The organism is Gandjariella thermophila, assembly GCF_005405885.1.
GTDB classification, from domain to species: Bacteria; Actinomycetota; Actinomycetes; order Mycobacteriales; family Pseudonocardiaceae; genus Gandjariella; species Gandjariella thermophila.
Genome location: NZ_BJFL01000031.1, coordinates 1 through 23,090, shown reverse-complemented (window position 1 = coordinate 23,090; position 23,090 = coordinate 1). Strand labels below are relative to the sequence as shown.

General features: G+C 72.7%; 24 protein-coding genes. 10 read left to right on the top strand and 14 right to left on the bottom strand.

Annotated features, from left to right (window positions below):
* Nucleotides 1-24 precede the first annotated feature (24 nt).
* Nucleotides 25-2,049, bottom strand: coding sequence for an APC family permease (locus tag FFT21_RS22555; protein WP_137815928.1), 2,025 nt, complete (start codon nt 2,047-2,049; stop codon nt 25-27).
* A gap of 181 nt (nt 2,050-2,230) precedes the next feature.
* On the opposite strand from FFT21_RS22555, the gene FFT21_RS22550 reads away from it, so the two are divergent.
* A complete protein-coding gene (locus FFT21_RS22550; RefSeq protein WP_192909692.1) occupies nt 2,231-2,485 on the top strand; it encodes a hypothetical protein in 255 nt (84 codons plus the stop codon).
* Nucleotides 2,486-2,512: 27 nt separating this feature from the next.
* Here FFT21_RS22550 and FFT21_RS22545 read toward each other — a convergent pair whose 3' ends face one another.
* The 6 genes from FFT21_RS22545 to FFT21_RS22520 form a co-directional block, all read right to left on the bottom strand.
* Nucleotides 2,513-3,652, bottom strand: coding sequence for a sensor histidine kinase (locus tag FFT21_RS22545; RefSeq protein WP_137815927.1), 1,140 nt, complete (start codon nt 3,650-3,652; stop codon nt 2,513-2,515).
* A 1-nt stretch (nt 3,653) separates the two neighbouring features.
* Complete coding sequence (locus tag FFT21_RS22540; RefSeq protein WP_137815926.1) at nt 3,654-4,364, bottom strand: response regulator transcription factor; 711 nt, start codon at nt 4,362-4,364, stop codon at nt 3,654-3,656.
* Between the two features lie 107 nt (nt 4,365-4,471).
* Nucleotides 4,472-5,056 (bottom strand): TIGR03086 family metal-binding protein, encoded by a 585-nt coding sequence (locus FFT21_RS22535; RefSeq protein WP_137815925.1) that lies wholly within the window; start codon nt 5,054-5,056, stop codon nt 4,472-4,474.
* Between the two features lie 65 nt (nt 5,057-5,121).
* Nucleotides 5,122-6,108 (bottom strand): NAD-dependent epimerase/dehydratase family protein, encoded by a 987-nt coding sequence (locus FFT21_RS22530; RefSeq protein ID WP_137815924.1) that lies wholly within the window; start codon nt 6,106-6,108, stop codon nt 5,122-5,124.
* A gap of 66 nt (nt 6,109-6,174) precedes the next feature.
* Entirely contained in the window at nt 6,175-8,133 is a 1,959-nt protein-coding gene (gene dxs, locus FFT21_RS22525; protein ID WP_137815923.1) for a 1-deoxy-D-xylulose-5-phosphate synthase, read from the bottom strand.
* A gap of 472 nt (nt 8,134-8,605) precedes the next feature.
* A complete protein-coding gene (locus FFT21_RS22520; RefSeq protein ID WP_137815922.1) occupies nt 8,606-9,847 on the bottom strand; it encodes a class I SAM-dependent RNA methyltransferase in 1,242 nt (413 codons plus the stop codon).
* 194 nt (nt 9,848-10,041) lie between these two features.
* Between FFT21_RS22520 and FFT21_RS22515 the strand changes: the two genes are divergently transcribed.
* Both FFT21_RS22515 and FFT21_RS22510 read left to right on the top strand, forming a co-directional pair.
* Nucleotides 10,042-10,707 carry a potassium channel family protein gene (locus FFT21_RS22515; RefSeq protein ID WP_137815921.1) on the top strand — a complete coding sequence of 222 codons (666 nt, stop codon included), beginning with the start codon at nt 10,042-10,044 and terminating at the stop codon, nt 10,705-10,707.
* A complete protein-coding gene (locus FFT21_RS22510; protein WP_137815920.1) occupies nt 10,708-11,361 on the top strand; it encodes a potassium channel family protein in 654 nt (217 codons plus the stop codon).
* Between the two features lie 56 nt (nt 11,362-11,417).
* Here FFT21_RS22510 and FFT21_RS22505 read toward each other — a convergent pair whose 3' ends face one another.
* Nucleotides 11,418-12,158, bottom strand: a complete 741-nt coding sequence (locus tag FFT21_RS22505) for a FadR/GntR family transcriptional regulator (RefSeq protein ID WP_137815919.1) — start codon at nt 12,156-12,158, stop codon at nt 11,418-11,420.
* Between the two features lie 132 nt (nt 12,159-12,290).
* Between FFT21_RS22505 and FFT21_RS22500 the strand changes: the two genes are divergently transcribed.
* The 4 genes from FFT21_RS22500 to FFT21_RS22485 all read left to right on the top strand — a co-directional run bounded on the left by FFT21_RS22500 (nt 12,291) and on the right by FFT21_RS22485 (nt 16,931).
* A complete protein-coding gene (locus FFT21_RS22500; protein ID WP_307722955.1) occupies nt 12,291-13,931 on the top strand; it encodes an L-lactate permease in 1,641 nt (546 codons plus the stop codon).
* A gap of 12 nt (nt 13,932-13,943) precedes the next feature.
* A complete protein-coding gene (locus FFT21_RS22495) occupies nt 13,944-14,735 on the top strand; it encodes a (Fe-S)-binding protein (RefSeq protein WP_137815918.1) in 792 nt (263 codons plus the stop codon).
* Nucleotides 14,732-16,153 carry a lactate utilization protein B gene (locus FFT21_RS22490; protein WP_225978648.1) on the top strand — a complete coding sequence of 474 codons (1,422 nt, stop codon included), beginning with the start codon at nt 14,732-14,734 and terminating at the stop codon, nt 16,151-16,153. The genes FFT21_RS22495 and FFT21_RS22490 overlap by 4 nt, the downstream gene beginning before the upstream one ends.
* A 148-nt stretch (nt 16,154-16,301) precedes the next feature.
* Complete coding sequence (locus FFT21_RS22485; protein WP_225978647.1) at nt 16,302-16,931, top strand: LutC/YkgG family protein; 630 nt, start codon at nt 16,302-16,304, stop codon at nt 16,929-16,931.
* Nucleotides 16,932-16,970: 39 nt separating this feature from the next.
* On the opposite strand, the gene FFT21_RS22480 is transcribed toward FFT21_RS22485, so the two are convergent.
* Together FFT21_RS22480 and FFT21_RS22475 are read right to left on the bottom strand one after the other, a co-directional pair.
* On the bottom strand, nt 16,971-17,705 hold the full coding sequence (locus FFT21_RS22480) for a DUF3159 domain-containing protein (RefSeq protein WP_137815917.1): 735 nt from the start codon (nt 17,703-17,705) through the stop codon (nt 16,971-16,973).
* The gene (locus FFT21_RS22475; protein ID WP_137815916.1) at nt 17,705-18,079 is read right to left on the bottom strand and encodes an OB-fold nucleic acid binding domain-containing protein; all 375 of its coding nucleotides are present in this window, start codon (nt 18,077-18,079) and stop codon (nt 17,705-17,707) included. The genes FFT21_RS22480 and FFT21_RS22475 overlap by 1 nt, the downstream gene beginning before the upstream one ends.
* A 506-nt stretch (nt 18,080-18,585) precedes the next feature.
* Here FFT21_RS22475 and FFT21_RS22470 point away from each other — a divergent pair.
* A complete protein-coding gene (locus FFT21_RS22470) occupies nt 18,586-19,038 on the top strand; it encodes a helix-turn-helix domain-containing protein (protein WP_225978646.1) in 453 nt (150 codons plus the stop codon).
* 8 nt (nt 19,039-19,046) lie between these two features.
* Here the strand turns inward: FFT21_RS22470 and FFT21_RS22465 are convergent, their stop codons facing one another.
* Genes FFT21_RS22465 through dut form a run of 3 tightly spaced genes read right to left on the bottom strand, consistent with a single transcriptional unit; the run spans nt 19,047 to nt 20,746 of the window.
* On the bottom strand, nt 19,047-19,562 hold the full coding sequence (locus FFT21_RS22465) for a 2'-5' RNA ligase family protein (RefSeq protein ID WP_137815914.1): 516 nt from the start codon (nt 19,560-19,562) through the stop codon (nt 19,047-19,049).
* Between the two features lie 57 nt (nt 19,563-19,619).
* On the bottom strand, nt 19,620-20,276 hold the full coding sequence (locus FFT21_RS22460) for a DUF3710 domain-containing protein (RefSeq protein ID WP_137815913.1): 657 nt from the start codon (nt 20,274-20,276) through the stop codon (nt 19,620-19,622).
* A 5-nt stretch (nt 20,277-20,281) separates the two neighbouring features.
* The gene (gene dut, locus FFT21_RS22455; RefSeq protein ID WP_137815912.1) at nt 20,282-20,746 is read right to left on the bottom strand and encodes a dUTP diphosphatase; all 465 of its coding nucleotides are present in this window, start codon (nt 20,744-20,746) and stop codon (nt 20,282-20,284) included.
* A 24-nt stretch (nt 20,747-20,770) separates the two neighbouring features.
* On the opposite strand from dut, the gene FFT21_RS22450 reads away from it, so the two are divergent.
* Nucleotides 20,771-21,274: a DUF3093 domain-containing protein gene (locus FFT21_RS22450; protein WP_137815911.1), complete on the top strand. Its 504-nt coding sequence runs from the start codon at nt 20,771-20,773 to the stop codon at nt 21,272-21,274.
* A gap of 246 nt (nt 21,275-21,520) precedes the next feature.
* On the opposite strand, the gene FFT21_RS22445 is transcribed toward FFT21_RS22450, so the two are convergent.
* A complete protein-coding gene (locus FFT21_RS22445) occupies nt 21,521-21,829 on the bottom strand; it encodes a DUF4193 domain-containing protein (RefSeq protein WP_137815910.1) in 309 nt (102 codons plus the stop codon).
* 447 nt (nt 21,830-22,276) lie between these two features.
* Here FFT21_RS22445 and cei point away from each other — a divergent pair, with 447 nt between their 5' ends.
* Nucleotides 22,277-22,954 carry an envelope integrity protein Cei gene (cei, locus tag FFT21_RS22440; protein WP_137815909.1) on the top strand — a complete coding sequence of 226 codons (678 nt, stop codon included), beginning with the start codon at nt 22,277-22,279 and terminating at the stop codon, nt 22,952-22,954.
* Nucleotides 22,955-23,090: the final 136 nt, after the last annotated feature.

Below are 23,090 nucleotides of genomic sequence, written 5' to 3'. Positions count from 1 at the left end.
GTCAACCGGCTCGGGGAGATGCCCTCAGGAGCCGGCGGCGGGACCGGTCCTGGCGGGGCCCTCGGACAGGCCACGCCGGACCGAGCCGGGCGCGGTGGCGAGCTGCCGGCGCTTCGCCCGCTCCCAGGCCCGCCGGGACGAGGTGAGCTGCCACGGCACGCTGGTCACCATCACGCCCGGCTGGAACAGCAGCCGGGTCTTCAACCGTAGCGCGCTCTGGTTGTGCAGCAGGTGCTCCCACCAGTGGCCCACCACGTACTCCGGGATGAACACGGTGACCACGTCCCGCGGGTTGTCGGTGCGCACCCGGCGGACGTACTCCAGCACCGGCCGGGTGATCTCGCGGTAGGGCGACTCGACCACCCGCAGCGGGACGCTGATGTTCTCCTCCTCCCAGCGGCGCATCAGCTCCCGGGTGCCGGCGTCGTCCACGTTCACGGTCACCGCCTCCAGCCGGTCCGGCCGGATCGCCTTGGCATAGGCCAGGGCGCGCACGGTGGGCAGGTGGAGCTGGGAGACCAGCACGATGGCGTGGTTGCGGGCCGGCAGCACGGCGTCCCGCTCGCCGTGCTGCAGTTCCAGGGCGACTCCGTCGTAGTGCCGCCGGATCGCGCTCATCAGCAGGAAGATCGCGGCCATCGCGGCGATCGCGATCCACGCGCCGGCGGCGAACTTGGTGACCACCACGATCACCAGCACCACACCGGTGCAGGACAGGCCGATCGCGTTGATGGTCTGCGAGCGGCGCATCCGCCGGCGTGCCGCGCGGTCGGTCTCGGTGCGCAGCAACCGGTTCCAGTGCCGGATCATGCCGGCCTGGCTGCAGGTGAAGGAGACGAACACGCCGACGATGTAGAGCTGGATCAGCTTGGTGGCGTCCGCGTCGAAGGCGACGATCAGCACGGTGGCGAACACCGCGAGGAACAGGATGCCGTTGGAGTAGGCCAGCCGGTCGCCACGGGTGTAGAGCTGGCGGGGCAGGTAGCGGTTCTGCGCCAGGATCGAGCCGAGCACCGGAAAGCCGTTGAACGCGGTGTTCGCCGCCAGTACCAGGATGATTCCGGTGACGAAGGAGACGTAGTAGAAGCCGGGCGGGAAGTTGCTGAACACCGCCTGCGCGATCTGCGCGAGGATCGTCTTCTGCTGGTAGTCGGCCGGGGCGCCGACGAGCTGGGTGGCCGGGTCGTCGGCGAAGTGCACGTCGGTGGCGATGGCCAGGCCGATGATGCCCATCAGCATGGACACCGCGATCAACCCCATCATCAGCAGCGTGGTCGCGGCGTTGCGCGACTTGGGCTTGCGGAAGGCGGGCACGCCGTTACTGATCGCCTCCACCCCGGTCAGCGCGGCGCACCCGGAGGAGAACGTGCGCAGCAGTAGGAAGGCGAAGCCCAGCCCGACCACGGAGCCTTCACCACGTAGCTGGTACGCGGCGCTCTCCGCGTGCAGGTCGGCGCCCGCGCCGAGGCGCACCACACCCCAGGCGACCATGCCGAACACGCCGGCCATGAAGCCGTAGGTGGGGATCGCGAACGCGGTACCCGACTCGCGCACACCGCGCAGGTTCATCACGGTCAGCAGCCCCACCACGAGCAGGCAGAACAGCAGCTCGTTACGGCCGATGAACGGGATCGCGGAGCCGATGTTGGCGATGCCCGACGAGGTGGACACGGCCACGGTGAGCACGTAGTCCACCATCAGTGCGCTGCCCACGGTGAGCCCGAACCACTGGCCGAGGTTGGTGGTGGCCACCTCGTAGTCGCCGCCGCCGGACGGGTAGGCGTGCACGTTCTGCCGGTAGGACGCGACCACCACCAGCATCACCAGGGCAACCGCGCCACCGACCCACGGGGAGAAGCTGTAGGCGGAGAGACCCGCGACGCTCAGCGTGCGGAAGACCTCCTCCGGCGCGTACGCGACGGAGGACAGCGCATCGGACGCGAACACCGGCAGCGCGATGGCCTTGGGCAGCAGGGTGTGGCCGAGCCGGTCACTGCGGAACGGCCTACCCACCAACAGCCGCTTGGCGGCGGTAGCGACCTTCGACACGGGAGGACAGCGTATGCGCCGCCGTCCGCGTCGCCACCCCGGGTCGCGCAAGCCCGGCCGCTTCGGGCCGGCCGTCCGGGCGGTGGGCCGTGGCGGAGGGCGGCGGCCGGTCGTCGCGCCGGCATATTCGGCTGAGTGGCGGCCGGAGGCGGGCTAGCTCCCGGACATTGGAGCGCTCTCGGTGACCGATGCCCCCGCCGCCGCTCGGGTGTCGCGGCGCCCGGTGCTGGCGTACCTGGCCGCGGCGACGTTGGCCAGGGTGGCCGACGAGACGGTCGGCGGTGCCGTGGTGCTGCTCGTCCTGGACCGCACCGGCAGCAGCCTGCTGGCCGGCGCCGTGGTCACCGCGTACACGCTCCCTTCGCTGGTGTCCGGTCCACTGCTGGGCGCATGGGTGGCCGCGCGTACCCGGGCCGCCGCGGCGAGCGCCGGGTAAGGCGAGGTGGCGGCCGCCCGGCGCCGTTCAGGGGGCGGCGGGGAGTTGGACGGTGACGGTGAGGCCGCCGCCGGGGACGGGAGTGGCGTGCACCCAGCCGCCGTGCGCGACGACCACCGCGCGGACGATGGACAGGCCCAGACCGGAGCCGCCGCGGGCGGTGCGGTCCGCCGCCCCCCGGCGGAAGGGTTCAAACAGGTCGGCCACCCGCTCCGCGCCGACCTCCGTGCCCGAGGAGCTGACCCGCAGCTCCGTCCATTCCGGACCGCTGTCGGTGTCCACCTCGATCCAGCCGCCGTCCACGTTGTGCCGCACGGCGTTCTCCAGCAGATTCCCGGCCACCCGCTCCAGCAACGCGGGATCGCCCACCGCGGGCGCCGGTTTGGTGTGCAGGGACACCCGCACCTTGCGGTCCTTCGCCTCGGCCCGGACCGCCTGCCAGGCGGTGGTCACCACGTTGGAGAGGTCCACCGGCTCACGGACGCCCAGGCCGGCACCGTCGGTGCGGGCGAGCAGCAGCAGCGCGCCGACCAGCCGCTCGGCCCGGGACGCCGCCGAGCGCACCACCTCGGCCATGCGCCGCAGCTCGGCCACGTCCGCGGTGGGATCGCTGAGGGTGACCTCCAGCTCGGTGCGGATCACCGACAGCGGGGTGCGCAGCTCGTGGCTGGCGTTGGCGACGAACCGGCGCTGCGCGTCGAACGCGGCCTGCAACCGGTCCAGCATCCCGTCGAAGGTGTCGGCCAGCTCGGCGACCTCGTCGCGGGGACCGCCCAGGTTGAGCCGCTCGTCCAGGGACTCCGCGGACAGCTGGCGCGCGGTGCCGGTGACCTCGTGCAGCGGCCGCAGCACCCGGCCGGTGATGGTCCAGGCCAGGATCGCGGCCGCGGCCACGACGCACAGGAACGCGATCGACCCGGCCTGGAGCACCTGGGCCCGTGCGCCGTCCCGGAGCGCGGCGCCGAGTTGGCCGGCGTCGACGTCCACGCCGCGCACCCGGACCGTGGCGCCGGCCGGAAGCTGCGGGACCGCGCCGACCACCCGGCCCACCAGCAGCCAGCCCAGCCAGAGCAGCAGGCCGCTGACCGCGGCGACCAGCCCGGTGGCCAGCAGGGTGATCCGAGCACGCAGCCCGGGGCCGCGCCGCGTGCGCACCCCGGCACGCATGTCAGCCCTCCGCAGCGTCAACCCCGGTGCGGGCCGCCGCGGCGCCGTCGCCCGCGCTGGGCACCCGGTAGCCGGAGCCGACCACCGTCTCGATGATGCCGGGCTCGCCGAGCTTCTTGCGCAGCGTCATCACGGTCACTCGGACCGTGGTGGTGAACGGGTCGGCGTTCTCGTCCCACACCCGCTCCAGCAGCTCCTCGCTGCTGACCACGGAGCCGGCGGCGGACAGCAGCACCTCCAGCACGCCGAACTCCTTGCGGGTCAGCTCGATCGGGCGGCCGGCCCTGGTCACCGTCCGCTTGGCCGGGTCCAGCTCGACGTCACCGGCGACCAGCACGGGCGGCGTGGCCGGGGTCGCCCGCCGGGCCAGCGCCCGGACCCGGGCCACCAGCTCGGGGAAGGCGAAGGGCTTGGCCAGATAGTCGTCGGCGCCCAGGGACAGCCCCTCGACCCGGTCCTCGACCGCGCCGCTGGCCGTGAGCATGATCACTCGGGTGAGCGCACCGGAGCTGACGATCTCCCGGCACAGCTCGTCCCCGGACATGCCGGGCACGTCACGGTCGAGCACCACCACGTCGTACCGGGTGACCATCGCCTTCTCGTGGCCGGAGTCCCCGTCCAGGGAGATGTCCACGGCCATGCCCTCGCGCCGCAGGCCGCGGGCGATCGCTTCGGCGAGCGGCTGTTCGTCTTCAACCACCAGGATGCGCACGCCTCCACCGTGCCATAGCACCGCCCCGTGTGGACGGTGCAGGTCGCGCGCGTCCGTGAGCCACGGCAAGGATCACCGACCCGGGACGTGGTCCGGGCTGGTACCGGTTACGCCGCCCAGTCCGGGTCGCGGCCGGCGAGGGCGAGCAGGCGGTGCACCACAGGAGCGTCATCCGGCACGTCGACGGGCGGCCCGTAGGCGGGGAATCCCTGCTCGACGACGGCGGCGGTGAACCGCAGCGACGCCTCGGCCACCTCGGGATCGCAGTGGAACGGCTGGCCCGTGGCACGGGCCAGGTCCCAGCCGTGCAGCACCAGCTCGTTCAGGGCGAACCCGCCGGCCGTCGTGCCCGGCAGCGTCACCCCGCCGACCTCGGTGACCCCGGTCCAGGCCGCCGGATCCCGCCAGGCGGCGACCAGCAGGTCGAGCCGCACGGGCAGCCGGTGACGCCACTCCGGGTCCAGGCCGGCCGCCGAAACCCCGGGCTGCCCCTCCTCCTCGGTGGGGGTCGACCTGGTCGCCGCCCACCGGAAGGCCATCGTCAGTCCCATGAGATGGCCGAGCAGGTCGGCCACCCGGTACTCGGCACAGGGTGTCGGTGCGAGCAGGTGCTCATCGGTGACGTTGCCCAGCATGGTCGTGAGCTGCCCCGCCGCGGGCCCGAGATCCAGCATGGTGCCGTTCCGTGTCATGGTCCTCCCCTTCGCTTCGGCGTCGGTAGGACTTACCGGGCGCGGGACCGGAACTCATCGGCCCGTCAGCGGACCGTGTAGACGCCGGTGGTGACGGGGTGGTAGCCCTTGGTGCCGACGGCGCGGGCGAGCGGGCTGCGCGGGTCCTCGTCCGCGGCCAGGCAATCGAGCACGTAGCGGAAGTCGTAACGCGGCGCCCAGCCCAGTTCGGCCCGGGCGCGCGCGTTCACGTACACCCGGTCGATCCGGGGGAACATCCGCCAGCCGCGCCGCGCGTACTCGGCCTCGTAGGCCGGAAAGAGCCGGCGCACCACAGCGGGCGCGTCCTCGCCGAGCGCGGTGAGGTCGTCCCGGGTGAACGGGGTGGTCGCGCTGATGACGTACCGGGCGAAGCCGAGCGCGGGCGCGGCGGACATGGCGAGCAGGTGGGCGCTGGCCACGTCCGCGATGTCGACGCGGCGGTAGAGGTACTCGTTGGCCTTGACGTTGGCGTCGGCGTAGGCGGCCCGCACGTCGTCGGAGTCGTCGGGCTCGGGAAAGAACCGGGAGGTGCGCAGCACCACGACGGGCAGGCCGTGGTCGGCGTGCACGAGCTGGCACAGGTCCTCGGCCGCGGTCTTGGTGACGCCATAGACGTTCTTCGGTACTCCGGCGACGTCCTCGGTGATCCACGCCGCCGGGGCACCCGGCGGCGGGCTGAGCGCGTGCCCGAAGGCGCTGGTCGTGCTGGTGAACACGAAACCGCCGACGCCGGCGGCAGCGGCCTCCTCCAGCAGGGTCAGCGTGCCGGTGACGTTGGTGTCCACAAACGCCTGCCGGTCGTGCGACACCACGTGCGGTTTGTGCAGGGTCGCGGCGTGCAGCACCGTGCCGACCCCGGCGAGGCAGCGGCGCACCACGGACCGGTCGGCGATCGAACCGACCACGGTGGTGTACGGCGAGTCGAGCACGTCAAGGCCGACGACCTCGTGCCCCCGGTCGCGCAGCACCCGGACCAGCGCCTCGCCGAGATGCCCGGAACTGCCGGTTACCAGCACCTTCTCCCGCGACACCGGAGAGACGATAGCGGCCGGCCGGTCACCACCCCAGCGATTTGGTCGCGTTCCGCGGACGCGCGGTCAGGTGGTCTCGCCCTTCTCCACCGGCTGGCCATGACCGTCCACAGCGGACGGTGTGGCCGGGGTGGGGCCGGACTCGCCGAGCCGGTCCGCGGCCCACTCGGTGACCCGGCGGGCCACGTCCTGGGCGGTGAGGCCGAGGTCGGCGAGCACCTCGCCGCGCGAGGCGTGCGCCAGGAACCGCCGCGGCACGCCGAGGTCGCGCAGCGGCACGTCCACGTCGGCGTCCCGCAGCGCGGCGGCCAGCGCCCAGCCGAACCCGCCGTGCCGGCCGCCGTCCTCCACGGTGACCACCAGCCGGTGCCGCGCGGCCAGTTCCACCAGCTCCGGCGGAACCGGGGTGACCCAGCGCGGGTCCACCACGGTCACCCCGATGCCCTGGTCGGCCAACCGCTGCGCGGCGGCCACGCCCAGCTCACCGAACGCGCCGACGGCGACCAGCAGCACGTCCGCGCCCTCCGCGTCGGCGGGGCGGCGCAGCACGTCCACGGTGCCGACGCGGTCCACCGCGGGCACCTCGTCCACCACGGCGCCCTTGGGGATACGCACCACGGAGGGGCCGTCGTCGATGGCGACCGCCTCGCGCAGCTCCTCGCGCAGCGTCACCGCGTCCCGCGGCGCGGCCAGCCGCAGGCCGGGCACCACGCCGAGGATCGACATGTCCCACATGCCGTTGTGGCTGGGCCCGTCGTCGCCGGTGATACCGGCCCGGTCCAGCACCACGGTGACCGGCTGCCGGTGCAGCGCGACGTCCATGAGCAACTGGTCGAAGGCCCGGTTGAGGAAGGTGGAGTAGACCGCGACCACCGGATGCATACCGCCCATGGCCAGGCCGGCGGCCGAGGTCATCGCGTGCTGCTCCGCGATGCCGACGTCGAAGCACCGGCCCGGGTACGCCCTGGCGAAGGCCTCCAGCCCGGTCGGGCCGGGCATGGCGGCGGTGATCGCCACCACGTCGTCCCGCTCGCCACCGATCTTCACCAGCTCCCTGGAGAACACCGAGGTCCAGCTCGGCGGCGCCGGCGCCATCGGCAGACCGGTCTCCGGGTCGATCACCTTGACCTGGTGCATCTGGTCGGCCTCGTCGTTCTCGGCCGGGGCGTAGCCGTTGCCCTTGCGGGTCACCGCGTGCACGATCACCGGCCCGCCGAACGACTTGGCCAGGTGGAAGGCCTGTTCCAGGGCGCGCATGTCGTGCCCGTCGATCGGGCCGAGGTACTTCAGGCCCAGATCCTCGAACAGGATCTGCGGGCTCAGGGCGTCCTTCAGCCCGCGCTTGGCGGCGTGCAGCGCGGCGTAGAGCGGCTTGCCGACCAGCGGGGTCTGCTGCAGGGCGCGCTTGCCGCTCTCCAGCGCCCGCTCGTAACCGGGGCGCAGCCGCAGCGCGGCCAGGTGGTCGGCGAGCCCACCGATGGTCGGCGAGTAGGAGCGACCGTTGTCGTTGACCACGATCACCACCGGACGGGTCTGGTCGGCGGCGATGTTGTTCAACGCCTCCCAGCACATGCCGCCGGTGAGCGCGCCGTCGCCGACCACCGCGACCACGTGCCGGCGCGCGCCGCTCAGCTGGAACGCCTTGGCGAGACCGTCCGCATAGGACAGTGCGGTGGAGGCGTGGCTGTTCTCCACCAAGTCGTGCGGGCTCTCGCTGCGGGACGGGTAGCCGGAGAGCCCGTCCTTCTTGCGCAGCCGGTCGAACCCGTCGGCGCGCCCGGTGACGATCTTGTGCACATAACTCTGGTGGCCGGTGTCGAACACCAGGGCGTCGTGCGGGGAGTCGAAGACCCGGTGCACGGCCAGGGTGAGCTCCACGGCGCCGAGGTTGGGGCCCAGGTGGCCCCCGGTACGGGAAACCTTGTCAACCAGGAACGTACGGATCTCCTGGGCGAGCTGGGCCAGCTCGGCGTGATCCATCCGTTTGAGGTCGGCCGGGCCGTGCACGGACTCCAGCAGGGTCACCGCTTCACCTCGCCATGGGTACCGGGCGTCTGATCGCCGTTACTCCGGACCGGGCGGCCGGAAGGCAACTCCGGCCAGTCTACGGAGATCTATCGCGTCTGCCTGTTCAAGGTTGGTCCACCCGGGCGAGTCGGCCAGGACCGGCACGAGCCGGCCGAGGCACGCACCTGCCACGGCGCGGCCATCCAGGGGGACGCGCCGGGCGGGCCGGGGGTTGCCTCCGGGCCGGGCGGTCCGGCCCGCCGCCTGGGCAGGTCGAGCCGGTCGCCGGTGAGATTGCTCACCACGGCCGAGACCGCGGCGGCCGCGCGGTCGAACCTCTCCACCGGTTCCATGCGCCGATCCTGGCACTCGGCACCGACAAAACCGACCCTCGAGCACATGTCGATCGCGGGCCGCGACCCGGTACGCGTGGCCTCGGCCCCCGCGGGCCGGGCGCCGGGCTCGGCCGGCCGCCGGCTCGGCCGTCGCTTCAGTTCACGTCGGGTGACGGAGCGAGCAGCGCGACGGACTCCACGTGATGCGTCATGGGGAACGCGTCGAAGGCGCGCACCGCGGTGAGCGCGTAGCCGTGCCCAGCGAACAGGGCGACGTCTCTGGCCAGCGCGGCTGGATCGCAGGCGACGTAGACGACGCGTGCGGGCGCCCGCCCCGCGATCGCGCCGACCACCGCCCGGCCGGCTCCCTTGCGCGGCGGATCCAGCACCACCACGTCCGGGCGCTCGCCGGCCAGGTCGGGACGGGCCAGCACCCGATCCACCGGCCCGGTGGCGAACCGGACCTGCGGCAGGTCGGCCAGGTTGGCCGCGCCGTCCGCGACCGCGCGCCGGGACGCCTCCACGACCAGTACCGACCCGTCCGCACCGACCTGGTCGGCAAGGACCGCCGCGAACAGCCCGACGCCGCCGTAGAGGTCCCAGGCCACTCCCCCGCCCGGCGCCGCGGCCCACTCGCCCACCACCGCGGCGAGCGTGTCCGCGGCCGCCGGGTGGACCTGCCAGAACCCGTGGGTGGCCAGCCGCCACTCCCGGCCGGCCGCGCGCTCGGTGACCACGTCGCTGCCGGCCACCCGCCTCGGCCTGGCCCGGCGATCCCGGGCCGGCGGCAGCTCGGTGACGTGCACCTCGCCGGCGGCGTCCCGCACCACCTCGAGTTCGGCGCCGGGCCGCCAGGTACCGGCGAGCACGCCGTCCAGCGCGCCCGGCACGGTGATCGGGCAGCCGCCGGGCACCGGCACGACGCGGTGGCTGCGGTGCGCGCGGAACCCCGGGCGGCCGTGCCCGTCCACCACCAGCCGCACCCGGGTGCGCCAGCCCAGCACGCCGCCGGGCAGCGGCTCGACCCGCACCGGCCACTCCAGCCCGGCCAGCCGCCGCAGCTGCTCGGCCACCACCACCGCCTTGAGCTCACGCTGTGCCGCGGCGGACGCGTGCTGCCAGTCGCAGCCGCCGCAGCCGCCCGGCCGGGCCACCGGGCACGGTGGATCCACCCGGTCCGGGGCGGCGGCGAGCACCCGCACCGCGTCCGCCCGGCAGTAGGAGCCGCCGTGGTCCTCGGTGACCTCCGCCAGCACCCGCTCGCTGGGCAGCGCGTGCCGGACGAACACCACCCGACCGGACACCCTGGCCACGCAGTGCCCGCCGTGCGCGACCGGGCCGGCGGTCACCTCGAAGCGCCGGCCGGTCCAGTCCGCGGGCTCGGCGTGCTCCGTCACCGCCGCGTCACCCGCCGCCCGATCGGGGCCACATACCCTGGCATGGCGACACAGCGTAGGCGCCCATATCACCGGGTCAGACCAGTGGCCGGTAGGTTGCTGCCCGGTGATGCACCGAAGTGCCACTGACGGCACTCACCGGGGAAGCGGGTACTCAGGTACCGTGCTGCCCGCATCAGCGAGGAGGGCACGTCGTGCACGTGGTGATCATGGGCTGCGGCCGGGTGGGTGCATCCCTGGCCAACGCCCTGGAGCGGCTCAACCACCAGGTCGCCGTGATCGACAAGGACCAGCAGGCCTTCCGCCGGCTGGGCAGCGACTTCCACGGCCAGCAGGTGGTGGGCAACGGGTTCGACCGGCAGGTGTTGGCCGAGGCCGGCATCGAGCGGGCCGGCGCGTTCGCCGCGGTGTCCAGCGGCGACAACTCCAACATCATCTCCGCCAGAGTCGCCAGGGAGACCTTCGGCGTAAAGCACGTCGTGGCGCGCATCTACGACGCCAAGCGCGCCGCCGTGTACGAGCGGCTGGGCATCCCCACGGTGGCCACGGTGCCCTGGACCACGGACCGGTTCCTGCGCATGCTGCTCCCGGAGGGCGTGGCCACCGCGTGGCGGGAGCCGTCCGGGTCGGTGGCCGTGCTGCAGTTGCCGGTGCACGAGGGATGGGTCGGCCACACCGTCCGCGAGCTGGAGGAGAACGCCAACTGCCGGGTCGCGTTCATCATGCGGTTCGGCACCGGGGTGCTGCCCGAGGCGGACACCGTGGTGCAGGCCGACGACGTGGTCTACGTCGCCGCGCTGTCCGGCACCGTCACCGACGTCACCGTGGCCGCGGGGCAGCCACCCGAGGAGGGGCACTAGATGCGGATCGCGATCGCTGGGGCCGGCGCCGTCGGCCGTTCCATCGCGGCGGAACTCATCGCCGGCGGCCACCAGGTCATGCTCATCGAGCGGGACCGCACCCAGTTCGAGCCGCACATCGTGGAGCAGGCGGAATGGGTGCTGGCCGACGCCTGCGAGCTGTCCTCGCTGGAGGACGCCGGCATGCAGCTCTGCGACGTGGTCATCGCCGCGACCGGTGACGACAAGGTCAACCTGGTGGTCTCGCTGCTGGCCAAGACCGAGTTCGCGGTGCGCCGCGTGGTGGCCAGGGTCAACGACCCGGCGAACGAGTGGCTGTTCACCGAGGCGTGGGGGGTGGACGTCGCGGTGTCCACCCCGCGCATTCTCGCGGCCATGGTGGAGGAGGCGGTCAGCGTCGGCGACCTGGTGCGGCTGCTCACCCTGCGGCAGGGTCAGGCCAATCTGGTGGAGCTGACCCTGCCCGAGGGCACCCCGCTGGCCGGTCAGCCGGTACGCGACCTGAAGCTGCCCCGGGACGCCGCGCTGGTGACCATCCTGCGCGGTGGCCGGGTGATCGTGCCGCAGCCGGACGACCCGCTGGAGGCCGGCGACGAGCTGCTGTTCGTCGCGGCCACCGACGTCGAGCAGGAGATCCGCGCCGCACTGGGCTGAGCCGCGGCCCGGCCCCCGTCCGGCCCGCCGGTGCGGGCACGATCCGGACCGGACCGTTAACGCTCCGTGATGGCCGTGCGCTGTTCAGCGAGCTTGCCGAGGAAGCCGCGAATGTGCGCCTCCACCGCGACGGCGGCCTCCTCGGGCCGGCCGCTTCGCACCGCGCGCAGGATCGCCCGGTGCTGCGCGCGCAGCATCCCCGCGGTCCCCTCCCAGTCGGTGAGCTGGGCGAACGCATGGAGGATCAGGTGCCGCACGGACTCGCGCAGCGCCGCGGTCATGGTGCCGACCAGCTGGTTTCCCGAGGCGAGCGCCAGCTCCACGTGGTAGCGGGTGTCCAGGTCGTTGAACTCCTCACGGGGCAGGCCAGGAGTCTCCATCTCGTCGAGGATCTTCTCGGCTCGCTGCAGTCGCTCCGGTGAGCCGCCCACTGCGGCTGCGGTGACGCTGGCGCGCTCGAACATCACGCGCGCGTCGACGACCTCGCCCAGGTCGTAGTGACTGAGTGCGAGGTGTAGCCGGAGCAGCCGGCCGAGCGCGTCGGCGGGCTGCGCGGCGATCGTGGCCCCGGCATCCGGGCCGCGGCCCACCTGGGCGACCAGCGCGCCCTGGGCCTCCAGAATGCGCAGCGCCTCGCGCAGCGCGGGCCGGCTGACCCCGAGCGCCGCCGCGAGCTGCCGCTCCGGTGGGAGCCGATCGCCCACCCGCAGCCGGCCGGTCAGGATCTGCTCTTCGATCTTGTCCAGCACCAGCTCGTACGTCTTGGCCCGCTGCACCGGCTCCCATTCGGTCGTCATCGCGGGCACCTCGATTCGATCAGGCGGACGCAAAAAATCTGCTCCCCCACATCTTGCCATGCACGCAGCCGGACCTTACCGTCAGATATACCAAAGTTTGGTCTGACCACATCTCCTGTCATCCACACCGTCGTGGGAGAACACATGTACCGGCAGGTGCTCGACCCCCTCGGCGCGCTCGGGCTGTCCGCCCTGGTCGCCGCCGTGCCGCTGCTGACCATCTTCGTGCTGCTCGGCCTGTTCCGGACCCGTGCGCATGTCGCGGGGCTGGCCGGGCTGGCCGTGGCGCTGGTGGTGGCCGCCCTCGTCTACCGGATGCCGTACGACCAGGCCGCGCTCGCCGCGGTGGAGGGCGCCGCGTTCGGTGTCTTCCCGATCATGTGGATCGTGATCAACGCGATCTGGATCCACCAACTCACCTTCCCCCGTGGTCACTTCCACGACCTGAGACGAGCGTTCGGCCTGGTCTCCACCGACCCGCGGGTGCAGGTACTGGTCATCGCGTTCTGCTTCGGCGCGCTGCTGGAGGCACTGGCCGGGTTCGGCGCGCCGGTGGCGATCACGGCGTCGATGCTCACCGCGCTCGGCCTCTCCCCGCTGCGCACCGCGGGGGCGGCGCTGCTTGCCAACACCGCCCCGGTGGCGTTTGGGGCGATCGCCGTGCCGATCATCACCGCGGGCAAGCTCACCGGTATTCCGGCCGACACGATCGGCGCGATGGTCGGCCGGCAAACCCCGATCCTCGCGCTGGTCGTGCCGTTCCTGCTGGTCGCCCTGGTGGACGGGCGGCGTGGCCTGCGGCAGACCTGGCCGGCCGCCGCGGTGTGCGGGATCACCTTCGCGCTGGCGCAGTTCGCCTGCTCCAACTTCCTGTCCATCGAACTGACCGACATCGTGGCGGCCCTGGTAAGCCTGCTCGCCGTCGCCGCGCTGCTGCGCGCCTGGCAGCCCCGCGGCACCGAGGAAGCGCGCTCCTCGGTGCTGGTCGAGGCAGCCGGCGGCGGTCCGGGCGCGGCGGTGAGCACCCGGGTGTCCCCCGGTCGGGTGCTCACCGCCATTTCCCCGTACCTGATCATCGTCGCGGTGTTCGCCACCGCCCAGGTGCCGGCGGTGGCACACGCCCTGGACGCGGTCACCAAGAAGTTCACCTGGCCGGGACTGCACGTGGTCAGCAGCGCGGGCAAGCCGGTCAGCGCGGCCACGTTCACGTTCAACTGGCTGGCCACGCCTGGCACCCTGCTGGTGATCTCCGGCCTGGTCGCGACCGTGGTCCTGCGGGTGGGATGGCGCACCTCCCTGCACGAGTGGTGGCTGACCGTGCGCAAGCTGCGGATGGCGATTCTCACCGTGGCCACCGTGCTCGCCCTGGCCTACGTGATGAACCTGTCCGGGGAGACCACCACGATCGGCACCTTTGTGGCCGGTACCGGCGGCCTGTTGGCCTTCCTCTCCCCGCTGCTCGGCTGGTTCGGCACCGCGGTCACCGGTTCGGACACCTCATCCAACGCGCTGTTCGCCTCGCTGCAGGTGGCCGCGGGCGCCAAGGCCGGCATCAACCCCACGCTGCTGGTCGCGGCGAACAGCTCCGGCGGCGTGCTCGGCAAGATGATCTCGCCGCAGAACCTGGCGATCGCGGCGGTCGCGGTCAACAAGGAAGGCGAGGAGGGCCGGCTGTTCCGCGCCGCCATCCGTTACAGCGTGCCGCTGGTGCTCGCGCTGTGCCTGCTCGTCGCCCTGCAGTCCTTGCCCGTCCTCGACTGGATGTTGCCCTGAGGAATGTCTGTGATGCGCATCGGCCTGTTCATCACCTGTTTCAACGACACCCTGTTCCCGCGGACCGGCAAGGCGGTAACCGCGCTGCTGGAGCGGCTCGGGCACACCGTGGTCTTCCCGGCGGAGCAGACCTGCTGCGGGCAGATGCACCTGAACACCGGCTACCAGCGGGAGGCCATCCCGCTGGTACGCCGGTTCGCCCGCGCCTTCGCCGACCTGGACGCGATCGTCACCCCGTCGGCGTCGTGTGCCGGGACGGTGCGCGACCACCACGCCCGGGTCGCCGAGTCCGCCGGGGACGACCGGCTGGCCACCGAGGTCGCCGACATCGCGCCGCGGGTGTACGAGCTGACCGAGTTCCTGGTGGACGTGCTCGGCGTGACGGATGTGGGCGCCGCCTTCCCGCACCGGGTGACCTACCACCCGACCTGCCACTCGCTGCGTGCGCTGCGGCTGGGCGACCGGCCGCTGCGGCTGCTGCGCGAGGTGCGCGGCATCGAGCTCGTCGACCTGCCGCACGCGGACGAATGCTGCGGCTTCGGCGGCACGTTCGCGATGAAGAACCCGGACGTCTCGGTCGCCATGGGCACCGACAAGCTGCGGCACGTGCTGTCCACCCGCGCCGAGGTGCTGTGCGCGGCGGACAACTCCTGCCTGATGCACCTCGGCGGGCTGCTGTCCCGGCTGCGTGCCGGCACCCGGGTGATGCACCTGGCGGAGATCCTGGCCGCGGAGGAGAAAGCCATGAGCCCCGCCCGACCTCACCACCGCGCCCCCGGGGCACGAAGGACGGAGCACGTGTGAGCGGAACGTACCTGGGCATGCCCGCGTTTCCGCGCGCGGCGCGGGCGGCGGTGGCCGACACCCAGTTGCGGCGCAACCTTGAGCACGCCACCGGCACCATCCGGGGTCGGCGCGCCGAGGTCGTCGCCGAGTTGGACGACTGGGCCGAGCTGCGCGCCGCCGGCGCCGCGATCAAGGACCACACCCTCCGTCACCTCGACCGCTACCTCGTCCAGTTGGAGGAGGCGATCACCGCGGCGGGCGGCACGGTGCACTGGGCCCGGGACGCCGCCGAGGCGAACCGGATCATCACCGACCTGGTGCGGGAAACCGGCGAAACCGAGGTGGTCAAGGTCAAGTCCATGGCCACCCAGGAGATCGGCCTGAACGACGCGCTCGCCGAGGCCGGGATCATGGCCTGGGAGACCGACCTCGCCGAACTGATCGTGCAGCTCGACCGGGACCGGCCGTCGCACATCCTGGTCCCGGCGATCCACCGCAACCGCGCGGAGATCCGGGAGATCTTCCGGCGGGCGATGGCGGACGTGCCCGCGGATCTCTCCGACGACGCCACGGCGCTGGCCGAGGCCGCCCGGCGGCACCTGCGGCGGAAGTTTCTCGCCGCCAGGGTCGCGGTGTCCGGGGTGAACTTCGCGGTCGCCGAGACCGGCACCCTGGTGGTGCTGGAGTCCGAGGGCAACGGCCGGATGTGCCTGACCATGCCGGACACGCTGATCTCCGTGGTCGGCATCGAGAAGCTCGTCCCCACCTGGGCCGACCTGGAGGTCTTCCTCCAACTGCTGCCCCGCTCCTCCACCGCCGAGCGGATGAACCCCTACACCTCGACATGGACCGGGGTGCACCCCGGCGACGGGCCGCAGGCGTTGCACGTGGTGCTGGTCGACAACGGCCGCACCGGGGTGCTGGCCGACCGGGTCGGCCGGCAGGCACTGCGCTGCATCCGCTGCTCGGCGTGCCTGAACGTGTGCCCCGTGTACGAGCGGGTCGGTGGGCACGCGTACGGCTCGGTGTATCCGGGGCCGATCGGCGCGATCCTCACCCCGCAGCTGCGCGGGACGGCCGGGCCGCTGGAGGCGAGCCTGCCGTACGCGTCCACGCTGTGCGGCGCCTGCTACGAGGTCTGCCCGGTGGCCATCGACATTCCCGAGGTGCTGGTGCACCTGCGGGCGAAGGCGGTGGACGCGAAGCGCCGCCGCGTGCTGCCCACCGCCGAGCGGGCCGCGATGGCGGCGGCCGCGTGGACCCTCGGCGGTCCGCGCCGCCTGGGCATGGCGCAGCGCGCCGCCGCGCGCGCCCGGCGGCTGGTTGGCCGGCTGCGCTGGCCGCTGACCGGGTGGGCGGAGAGCAGGGACGTGCCCACGCCGGCACCGGAGTCGTTCCGCGCCTGGTGGCGTCGCACCCGAGGCCGAACGGAATGAACACGAAGCAACCGCAGAGCGCGCTCCCGGCCGCCAGGCCGCACGATCACGGAGGCAGGGCGCCCAGCAGCACGCGACCCGTACGCCATATGCGCCCTGCTGAGGTGATCGTGGGCGCGCAAACCCGCGGAGAGGCAGGTGAACAAGAATGATCACGGCACGCAACGAGGTTCTCGGCCGGATCCGGGCCGCGCTGGCCGACCTGCCGGCCGACGGCGCTGATTCCGAGGTGCCCAGGAAGTATCGGCGGGCGCACCACGACACCGGCTTGGTCGACCTGTTCGCCGAGCGGGCGGCCGACTACCGGGCGGTGGTGCGGCACACGCTGCCGGACGAGTTGCCCGCGGTGCTCCACGCCGCCGCACGGGTGCGGACGCTGCTGGTGCCGCCGGGTGTGCCGGAGAAGTGGCTGCGCGGCATCGAGCCCGGCCGGCTGCTGCTGGACGGACCCGCCCTGACCCCGGCAGTGCTGGACGCGGTGGACGCCGTGGTGGTCACCGGTTGCGCGGTGGCGATCGCCGAGACCGGCACCGTGGTACTGGACCACGGCCCCGGGCAGGGTCGCCGGATGCTCAGCCTGGTACCGGACCACCACCTGGTGGTGGTCTGCGCCGATCAGGTGGTGGCGGACGTGCCCGAGGCGCTGGCCCGGCTCGACCCGCGCCGGCCGCTCACCTTCGTCAGCGGCCCCTCGGCGACCAGCGACATCGAACTCACCCGGGTGGAGGGCGTGCACGGTCCGCGCGACCTGGAGATCGTGCTGGTCAGCCACGGCTAGCCGGGACGGCGGCCGCCGCGCGGACGAGGTCGCCGCCGGTCAGGTGCCGGCGGCCTCCGCCTCGGCCAGCAGCGCGCGGCGCTTGTCCGCCCTGCGCACCGCCCACACGCTGACCAGCAGGGCGAGCGCGGTCAGCGGGTAGCCCATGGCGATCCGGGCGAAGGCGAGCCAGCCGGTCAGATCCGACTCGTACAGCCACCGCTGCACCACGAACCGCGCGCCGAACACCAGCACCCACACCAGGGTGGCCAGGTCGTAGCCGAGCCGCGACGGCGGGTCCGCCCGCCAGGCGGACCCGGTGCCGTTCAGCGTCGACCAGAGCAGCCCGACCAGCGGCCAGCGCACCACCACCGAGGCGAGGAACACCCCGCCGTAGACCAGGCTGGTCCAGATGCCGAAGAGGAAGAAGCCCTTGGCGGAGCCGGTGCGGTAGGCGATGAACGCGGCGATGGCCACGCCGAAGAAGCCGGACACCGCGGGCTGCAACGGCTCCCGGCGGACCAGCCGCCAGAGGGCGACGGCCATCGCGGTGCCCAGCGCCGCCCAGATCGCCGGCTGCAGGCTCCAGACCGCGTTGACCCCGATGAACACCAGGACCGGCAACGTGGAGTAGATGAGCCCCGCGATGCCGCCCATCTGTTCCAGCAGGGTGAGTTGCCGGTTGGTGTTCTCCGCCTGCTCGGCCTGGTCCTGTTCCGCTCGCTGGGTGCGTTCGTCGGGCGCCGCGTGGGCGGCCCGGTGGTCGGCGGCTGCTCCGCGTCCGGTGGGATTCATCAAGTCGTCTGCAACTCGTAGTAGGGGTTGTAGAGAACCTTGCGTCCATCCCGCTCGGCGATCCGGCCGCGCGCCTTGATCGTCCGTCCGGGCTCGATGCCGGGAATGCGCCGCCTGCCCAACCACACCAGCATGACGCCCTCGGTGCCGTCGAACAGTTCGGCCTCCAGCGTGGCCGCCGCGTCCCGCGGGCACAGCTCGACGCTGCGCAACTGGCCGAGCACGGTGACCTCCTGACCCGACTGGCAGTCGCACGCCCGCTGGGCGCCGACCGCCATCACCTTCCGGGACAGGTCGTCGGCGTCCAGCTCTTCGACGTCGCTGGTCAACCGGCGGACGAGGCGACGCCAGTAGCCGCCTCCGTTGCTACCCATCTCCGCGCTCCTGTGCGCTCGGGGCCCCACGTACCGGTGCCCGTCCAACCGCCAGCCTAACCGCGCCGGGCACGGTTTCGTCGGCCCCGTGCGCAGGATCGCCGAGGGAGCCCAACGCCTTTTTTCGAACGAGTGGCACGCGCCGGAGCCGGCGGAAGGCGGCCCCTCTCCAGGGGACCGGCCCACCCCCACGGGCCGGTCCCCGCACGAGCGCGCCCCGAGGCGGTGTGCTCCCTCGTCACTCCACACCGGGGTCACCAGCCTCGGCTGTTTACTTCAGTTTATGATCGCCGGCTCACGGTAAGCCGTTGGTGGATAGATCGCAACTGAGAAAAACGACTACGCTACCCAGCGTTGACCGTGTGGGGGTTCGGCCTCACCGCGCGACCACGGGCACCAGGCCCGCGCGGTGAGGTAAGGGCCACGCCGGTCCGCCGAAGGTGGCAGCACAGACCCGAGCCTCCGCGTCAGGCACCGCGAGCGAGGCCGACGAAGGGATGGACGGTATGGCTGAGCAACGCTCGCTGGCGGAGAAGCTCGAGCACCTGTTCCGAGTGGTCCATCCCGCCGACCGCGGGCCGTACACCTACGAGGAGGTCGCCCAGGCGATCCGCGAGCGGCGCGGTCCGACCATCTCCGCCGCGTACATCTGGCAGCTCCGGCAGGGACGCCGGGACAACCCGACCATGAAGCATCTGGAGGCACTGGCCGGGTTCTTCGGTGTGCCGGTGGCCTACTTCTTCGACGACGAGCAGTCGCGCCGGGTGGACGAGGAGATCGAGCTGCTGCAGGCCATGCGGGATGCCCAGGTGAGGGACGTGGCGCTGCGCACCATGCAGCTCAGCCCGGAGGCCCGGCGGTCCGTTTCCGCGATCATCACCGAACTCGGCCGGTTCGAGGGCCGCGCGGAGCGCCCGGCGCGCCGGCGCGGCCGGGACGCGGACCCGGACACCGCCTGACCCGGTACTCAGCCGCCGAACGGGAAGATGCTGTGTACCATCCAGGCCCCGTCGTAGACCACCAGCCACGCGGTCTCCAGCCGGGCGCGTAGCGGGAGCCACCCGCCGACCTCGGCCTCGATCTCGGCCGACGTCGCCTCGCCGGTGCCCATCGCCACGGTCAGGTGAGCGCCGGGGTCCTCGCCGAACGCCCCGCCGTAGGGCAGCATGCTGGGCCACCGCCGCCGGGTGGCGGCGGCCAGCGCGTCCAGCACGTCCGGCGGCTCGGGCAGCAGCCCGACGAACCCGGGCCGCCGGTGGCAGGTGGCGAACTCGACCTCGGTCGGCCGGTGCGCCGCGAACACCTCCCGCAGGGACGCGGCCACCGAATCGTCCAACTCCTCGGCGGGCAGGAACGGGTAAAGCACGGACACGTGCGCCGGCACGTCCCGCACCGCACCCCGATGCCGCTCACGCACCGCGTCCAGCAGCCGGTCCGCCGCCGGCACCGGGATGATCAGACCGGTCCGCCGCTGGGTCGGCATGCCGCCTTCCTACTCGATCGCCCGCCGCGGACGCCAAGCGCGGGTGGGCCGCGCCGGTCAGGCCTGGGCGGACTGCTGCTGGATGTGCCGGGCGATCGCGTCCGGAAGCTCCAGCGGCAACGGGGTGCGGACCGGCAGCGGGTTGTCGCCCCGGCTCACCACGGTGCCGCGGACCACCTCGCGCAGCGCGTAGGTGAGCGGTCCAGCCTGCTCCATCGGCCCGGCGGCGACCCCGCGCAGCATCCACCGTGGCCCGTCCACACCGATGAACCGCAGCGCCGTCCCGTTGGCCACCGCGGTCAGCTCGGTGGCCCACTCGCCGCGCTCCCGGCGCACCGTGGCACCGTCCCGCCGCAACTGCTCCACGAGTTCCTCGCTGACCTCCGCCCACAGCCCGCCGGAGCGCGGCGCGGCGTAGGCGCTGACGGTGAGCTGGCCGGCCGGGGTGACCACGTGCACCGCCCGCACCGGGCCCGACGGGTCGATCTCCACCTGCAGCTGGGCACCGTCCGGCACGGGCAGCCGTACCGAACCGAGGTCGAGCCGGGCCACGCCGTCCTCCGGCGCGTCCAGCTCGTCGAACGGCCCGCTTCCGCCGGTGTCCTCGGCGAACTCCTCGTCGTCCGGCTCGTCGAGGTCGAACTCCGGCTGCGCGGCGCGGCCGGCCTCCCGGCGCAGTTCATGCCGCCCGCGCGTGCGGCGCCTTCCGAACATCCCCGTTACTCCTTCTCCGCGAGCATCTCGTGCCCACCCGTCGAGCCGTACCCACCCGCGCCACGCGCCGAGTCGGGCAACTCGTCCACCTCACGGAACACCGCGTGCTCGACGCGCTGTACCACCAGTTGCGCGATCCGGTCGCCGCGCCGCAGCACCACCGGTTCGCGCAGGTCATGGTTGACCAGGCAGACCCGGATCTCCCCCCGGTAGCCCGCGTCGATCGTGCCCGGCGTGTTCACCACGCTGAGCCCGACCCGCGCGGCCAGACCGGACCGCGGATGGACGAAGCCGGCATAGCCCGCCGGCAGCGCGATCGCGATACCGGTGCCGACGACCACCCGCTCCCCCGGCTCGATCACCACGTCCTCGGTGGTGACCAGGTCGGCGCCCGCGTCACCGGTCCGGGCGTAACTGGGCGGCGGAATTCCCGGATCGAGCCGGGACAGCAGGACCTCCACGCTGGCCACGGCCGGCGAGACTACCCTGAACCCGTGACCGACAGCGCAGGTGCGGCCGCGACCGGACGCGGCGCCCCCGGCAGCAGCCGAGGCACGCCGACGTTCGGCGAGCGGCTCTACGTCCCGTGGTGGGGCTGGCCACTGCCGCTGGCCGCGGCGGTGCTGCTGGCCGCGGAAGTGCACATGGGTTACCCGGGGGTGCGGGCGTGGCTGCCGTACCTGATCACCATCCCGATCGTGCTGCTGGCCATGGCGTGGCTGTCCCGGGTCAGGATCGAGCTGCGGGACGGCGAACTGTGGGTGGGTGACGCACACCTGCCCGTCGAGTACATCGGCGAGGTGGAGGTGCTCACCGGGACGGCCAAGCGCAAGGCGCTCGGCCCGGAGCTGGATCCCCAGGCGTTCGTCGTGCACCGCGGCTGGGTGAAGTCCGCGCTGCGCGTCGAGCTGACCGATCCCCGGGATCCCACCCCGTACTGGGTGTTCAGCGTGCGCTCCGCGGACCGGCTGGCGGAGCTGCTGCGCCGCCCGAGCTGACCCATCCCGGGCACCCGCGCACGCCGCCCCGGCCGTGCCGCCCACTTCGGCTCCGCGAACGTCGCGGGGCCGGCACCCCACTGCGGAGAGACCCTGCCCGAAGGCCGCAGCACCCGCGGCGCCCGGAACGCGGTGCGCCCGGTACCGGGTCGCCGCGGCAGTCCTGGAACGTATGCCGTCCGGCCGGCCGACCACGCCGGCCGTTCCACGCCTCCCGCGGGAAGGCCGTGGCGCGGTCAGCCCGACTCAGGCACAGTCACGGCAGATGAGCTGACCGTTGTGCTCCTCGGCCAGCCGGCTGCGGTGGTGCACCAGGAAGCACTTGGAACAGGTGAACTCGTCCTCCTGCTTGGGCAGCACCTTGACGGTGAGCTCCTCGCCGGAAAGGCTCGACAGGTCGGCCCCCGGCAGCTCGAAGTTCTCGTCCGGCGCGTCGGTGTCGACGTCGACGACCCCGGACTGCGTCTCGTTCCGCCGCGCCTTCAGCTCCTCCAGGGAGTCCTCAGCGAGGTCCTCGGCCTCGCTGCGGCGCGGAGCGTCGTAGTCGGTCGCCATTTCTTTCACCCCTGCGGTCAACGGAGACTGTGTGCGTGCCGCTGGTCAACGTTCCAGGGCCTCGGTTTGTGCCCTCCGTCAACGTGACGGAGGTCTCGCCCGCATCGCCCGGTCGCAACCCCCTGTGGAATCGATTCCCCAGAGCGACCTCATCGCGTGGAGCGCGGGAAGGGTAGCCCATCGCAGCCCGTAGCGCGTAGCGGGTCACCCATCCGTGTGGCATGGCCTGCAGCGGCGCGGGCATAGCAGCCGGATACCCTGCTTCTGCGATCGCACTCACCCCCGCGCCCGAAGACCAACTCCGCCGGCACCCGCCGATCATGCGTCCCGGCATTCGGGCAGGCAGTCAGGGTAGTGCGGTCCCATTCCGCAGGACGAGGCCGAAACGCCTAGGCTGAGCAGGGCGAAACAAAGGTCGTCAGACCGAGGGCCCACACAGGCGGCCGGGTGGTTGCCGCGAGCGTGACAGGGGGTAGCCGGGTGTCGCGGTACCGGAGGCGTCGTCCGTATCCCGCACTGATCGTGCTCCTGGTCCTCGGCGTGACGACCATCGTGGTCTGGTCGAAGGTGGTGCACGGGGTCGCGGACGTGGACACGGCGACCCGGTGTAATCCTCCGCACACCTCCGGCCCTGGGCTGGGCCAGGTGTTGCCGCATGACGCGCTGGACCGCACCACGCCGATGCCCGCCGCGCAGGCGCGCGTCCGGGTGCTCAACGCCAGCTCGCAGCGGGGGCAGGCGACCAGGCTGGCGGAGAGCCTGCAGGAGTTCGGCTTCCCCCAGGCCGCCGACCCGGACAACGATCCGTTGTATCCCGACGGGGACCTGTCCTGCCGCGGTCAGCTCCGGTTCGGCGCCAACGGCGCCGGCGCGGCGCGCACGCTCAGCCTGCTCGCGCCGTGCTTCGAACTGGTCCGCGACAACCGCCAGGACGCGACGGTGGACATGGTGGTCGGCAAGAAGTTCGACCAGCTGCTGCCGAACGACAGCGCCCGCAAGGCGCTGGACCAGTTGGCGGCATGGCATGCCCAGCAGCCCGACCAGCACGGCGGTCAGCAGGCCCAGGGCGGCCAGCCGGCGATCGACCCGGCGCTGCTCGCCGCCGCCCGCGACGCGGAGTGCTGATCCGGCCGCTCAGGTCGAGTAGCCGGAGGGAGTCGCACCCTCCGGCCCTCGCAGATCCGTACGTGACAGTCTCCCGTCATACGGCTCTTGTCATCCTGTTCTCCAGGCGGTGCGGACCCATGCCCAATGGGCGAAG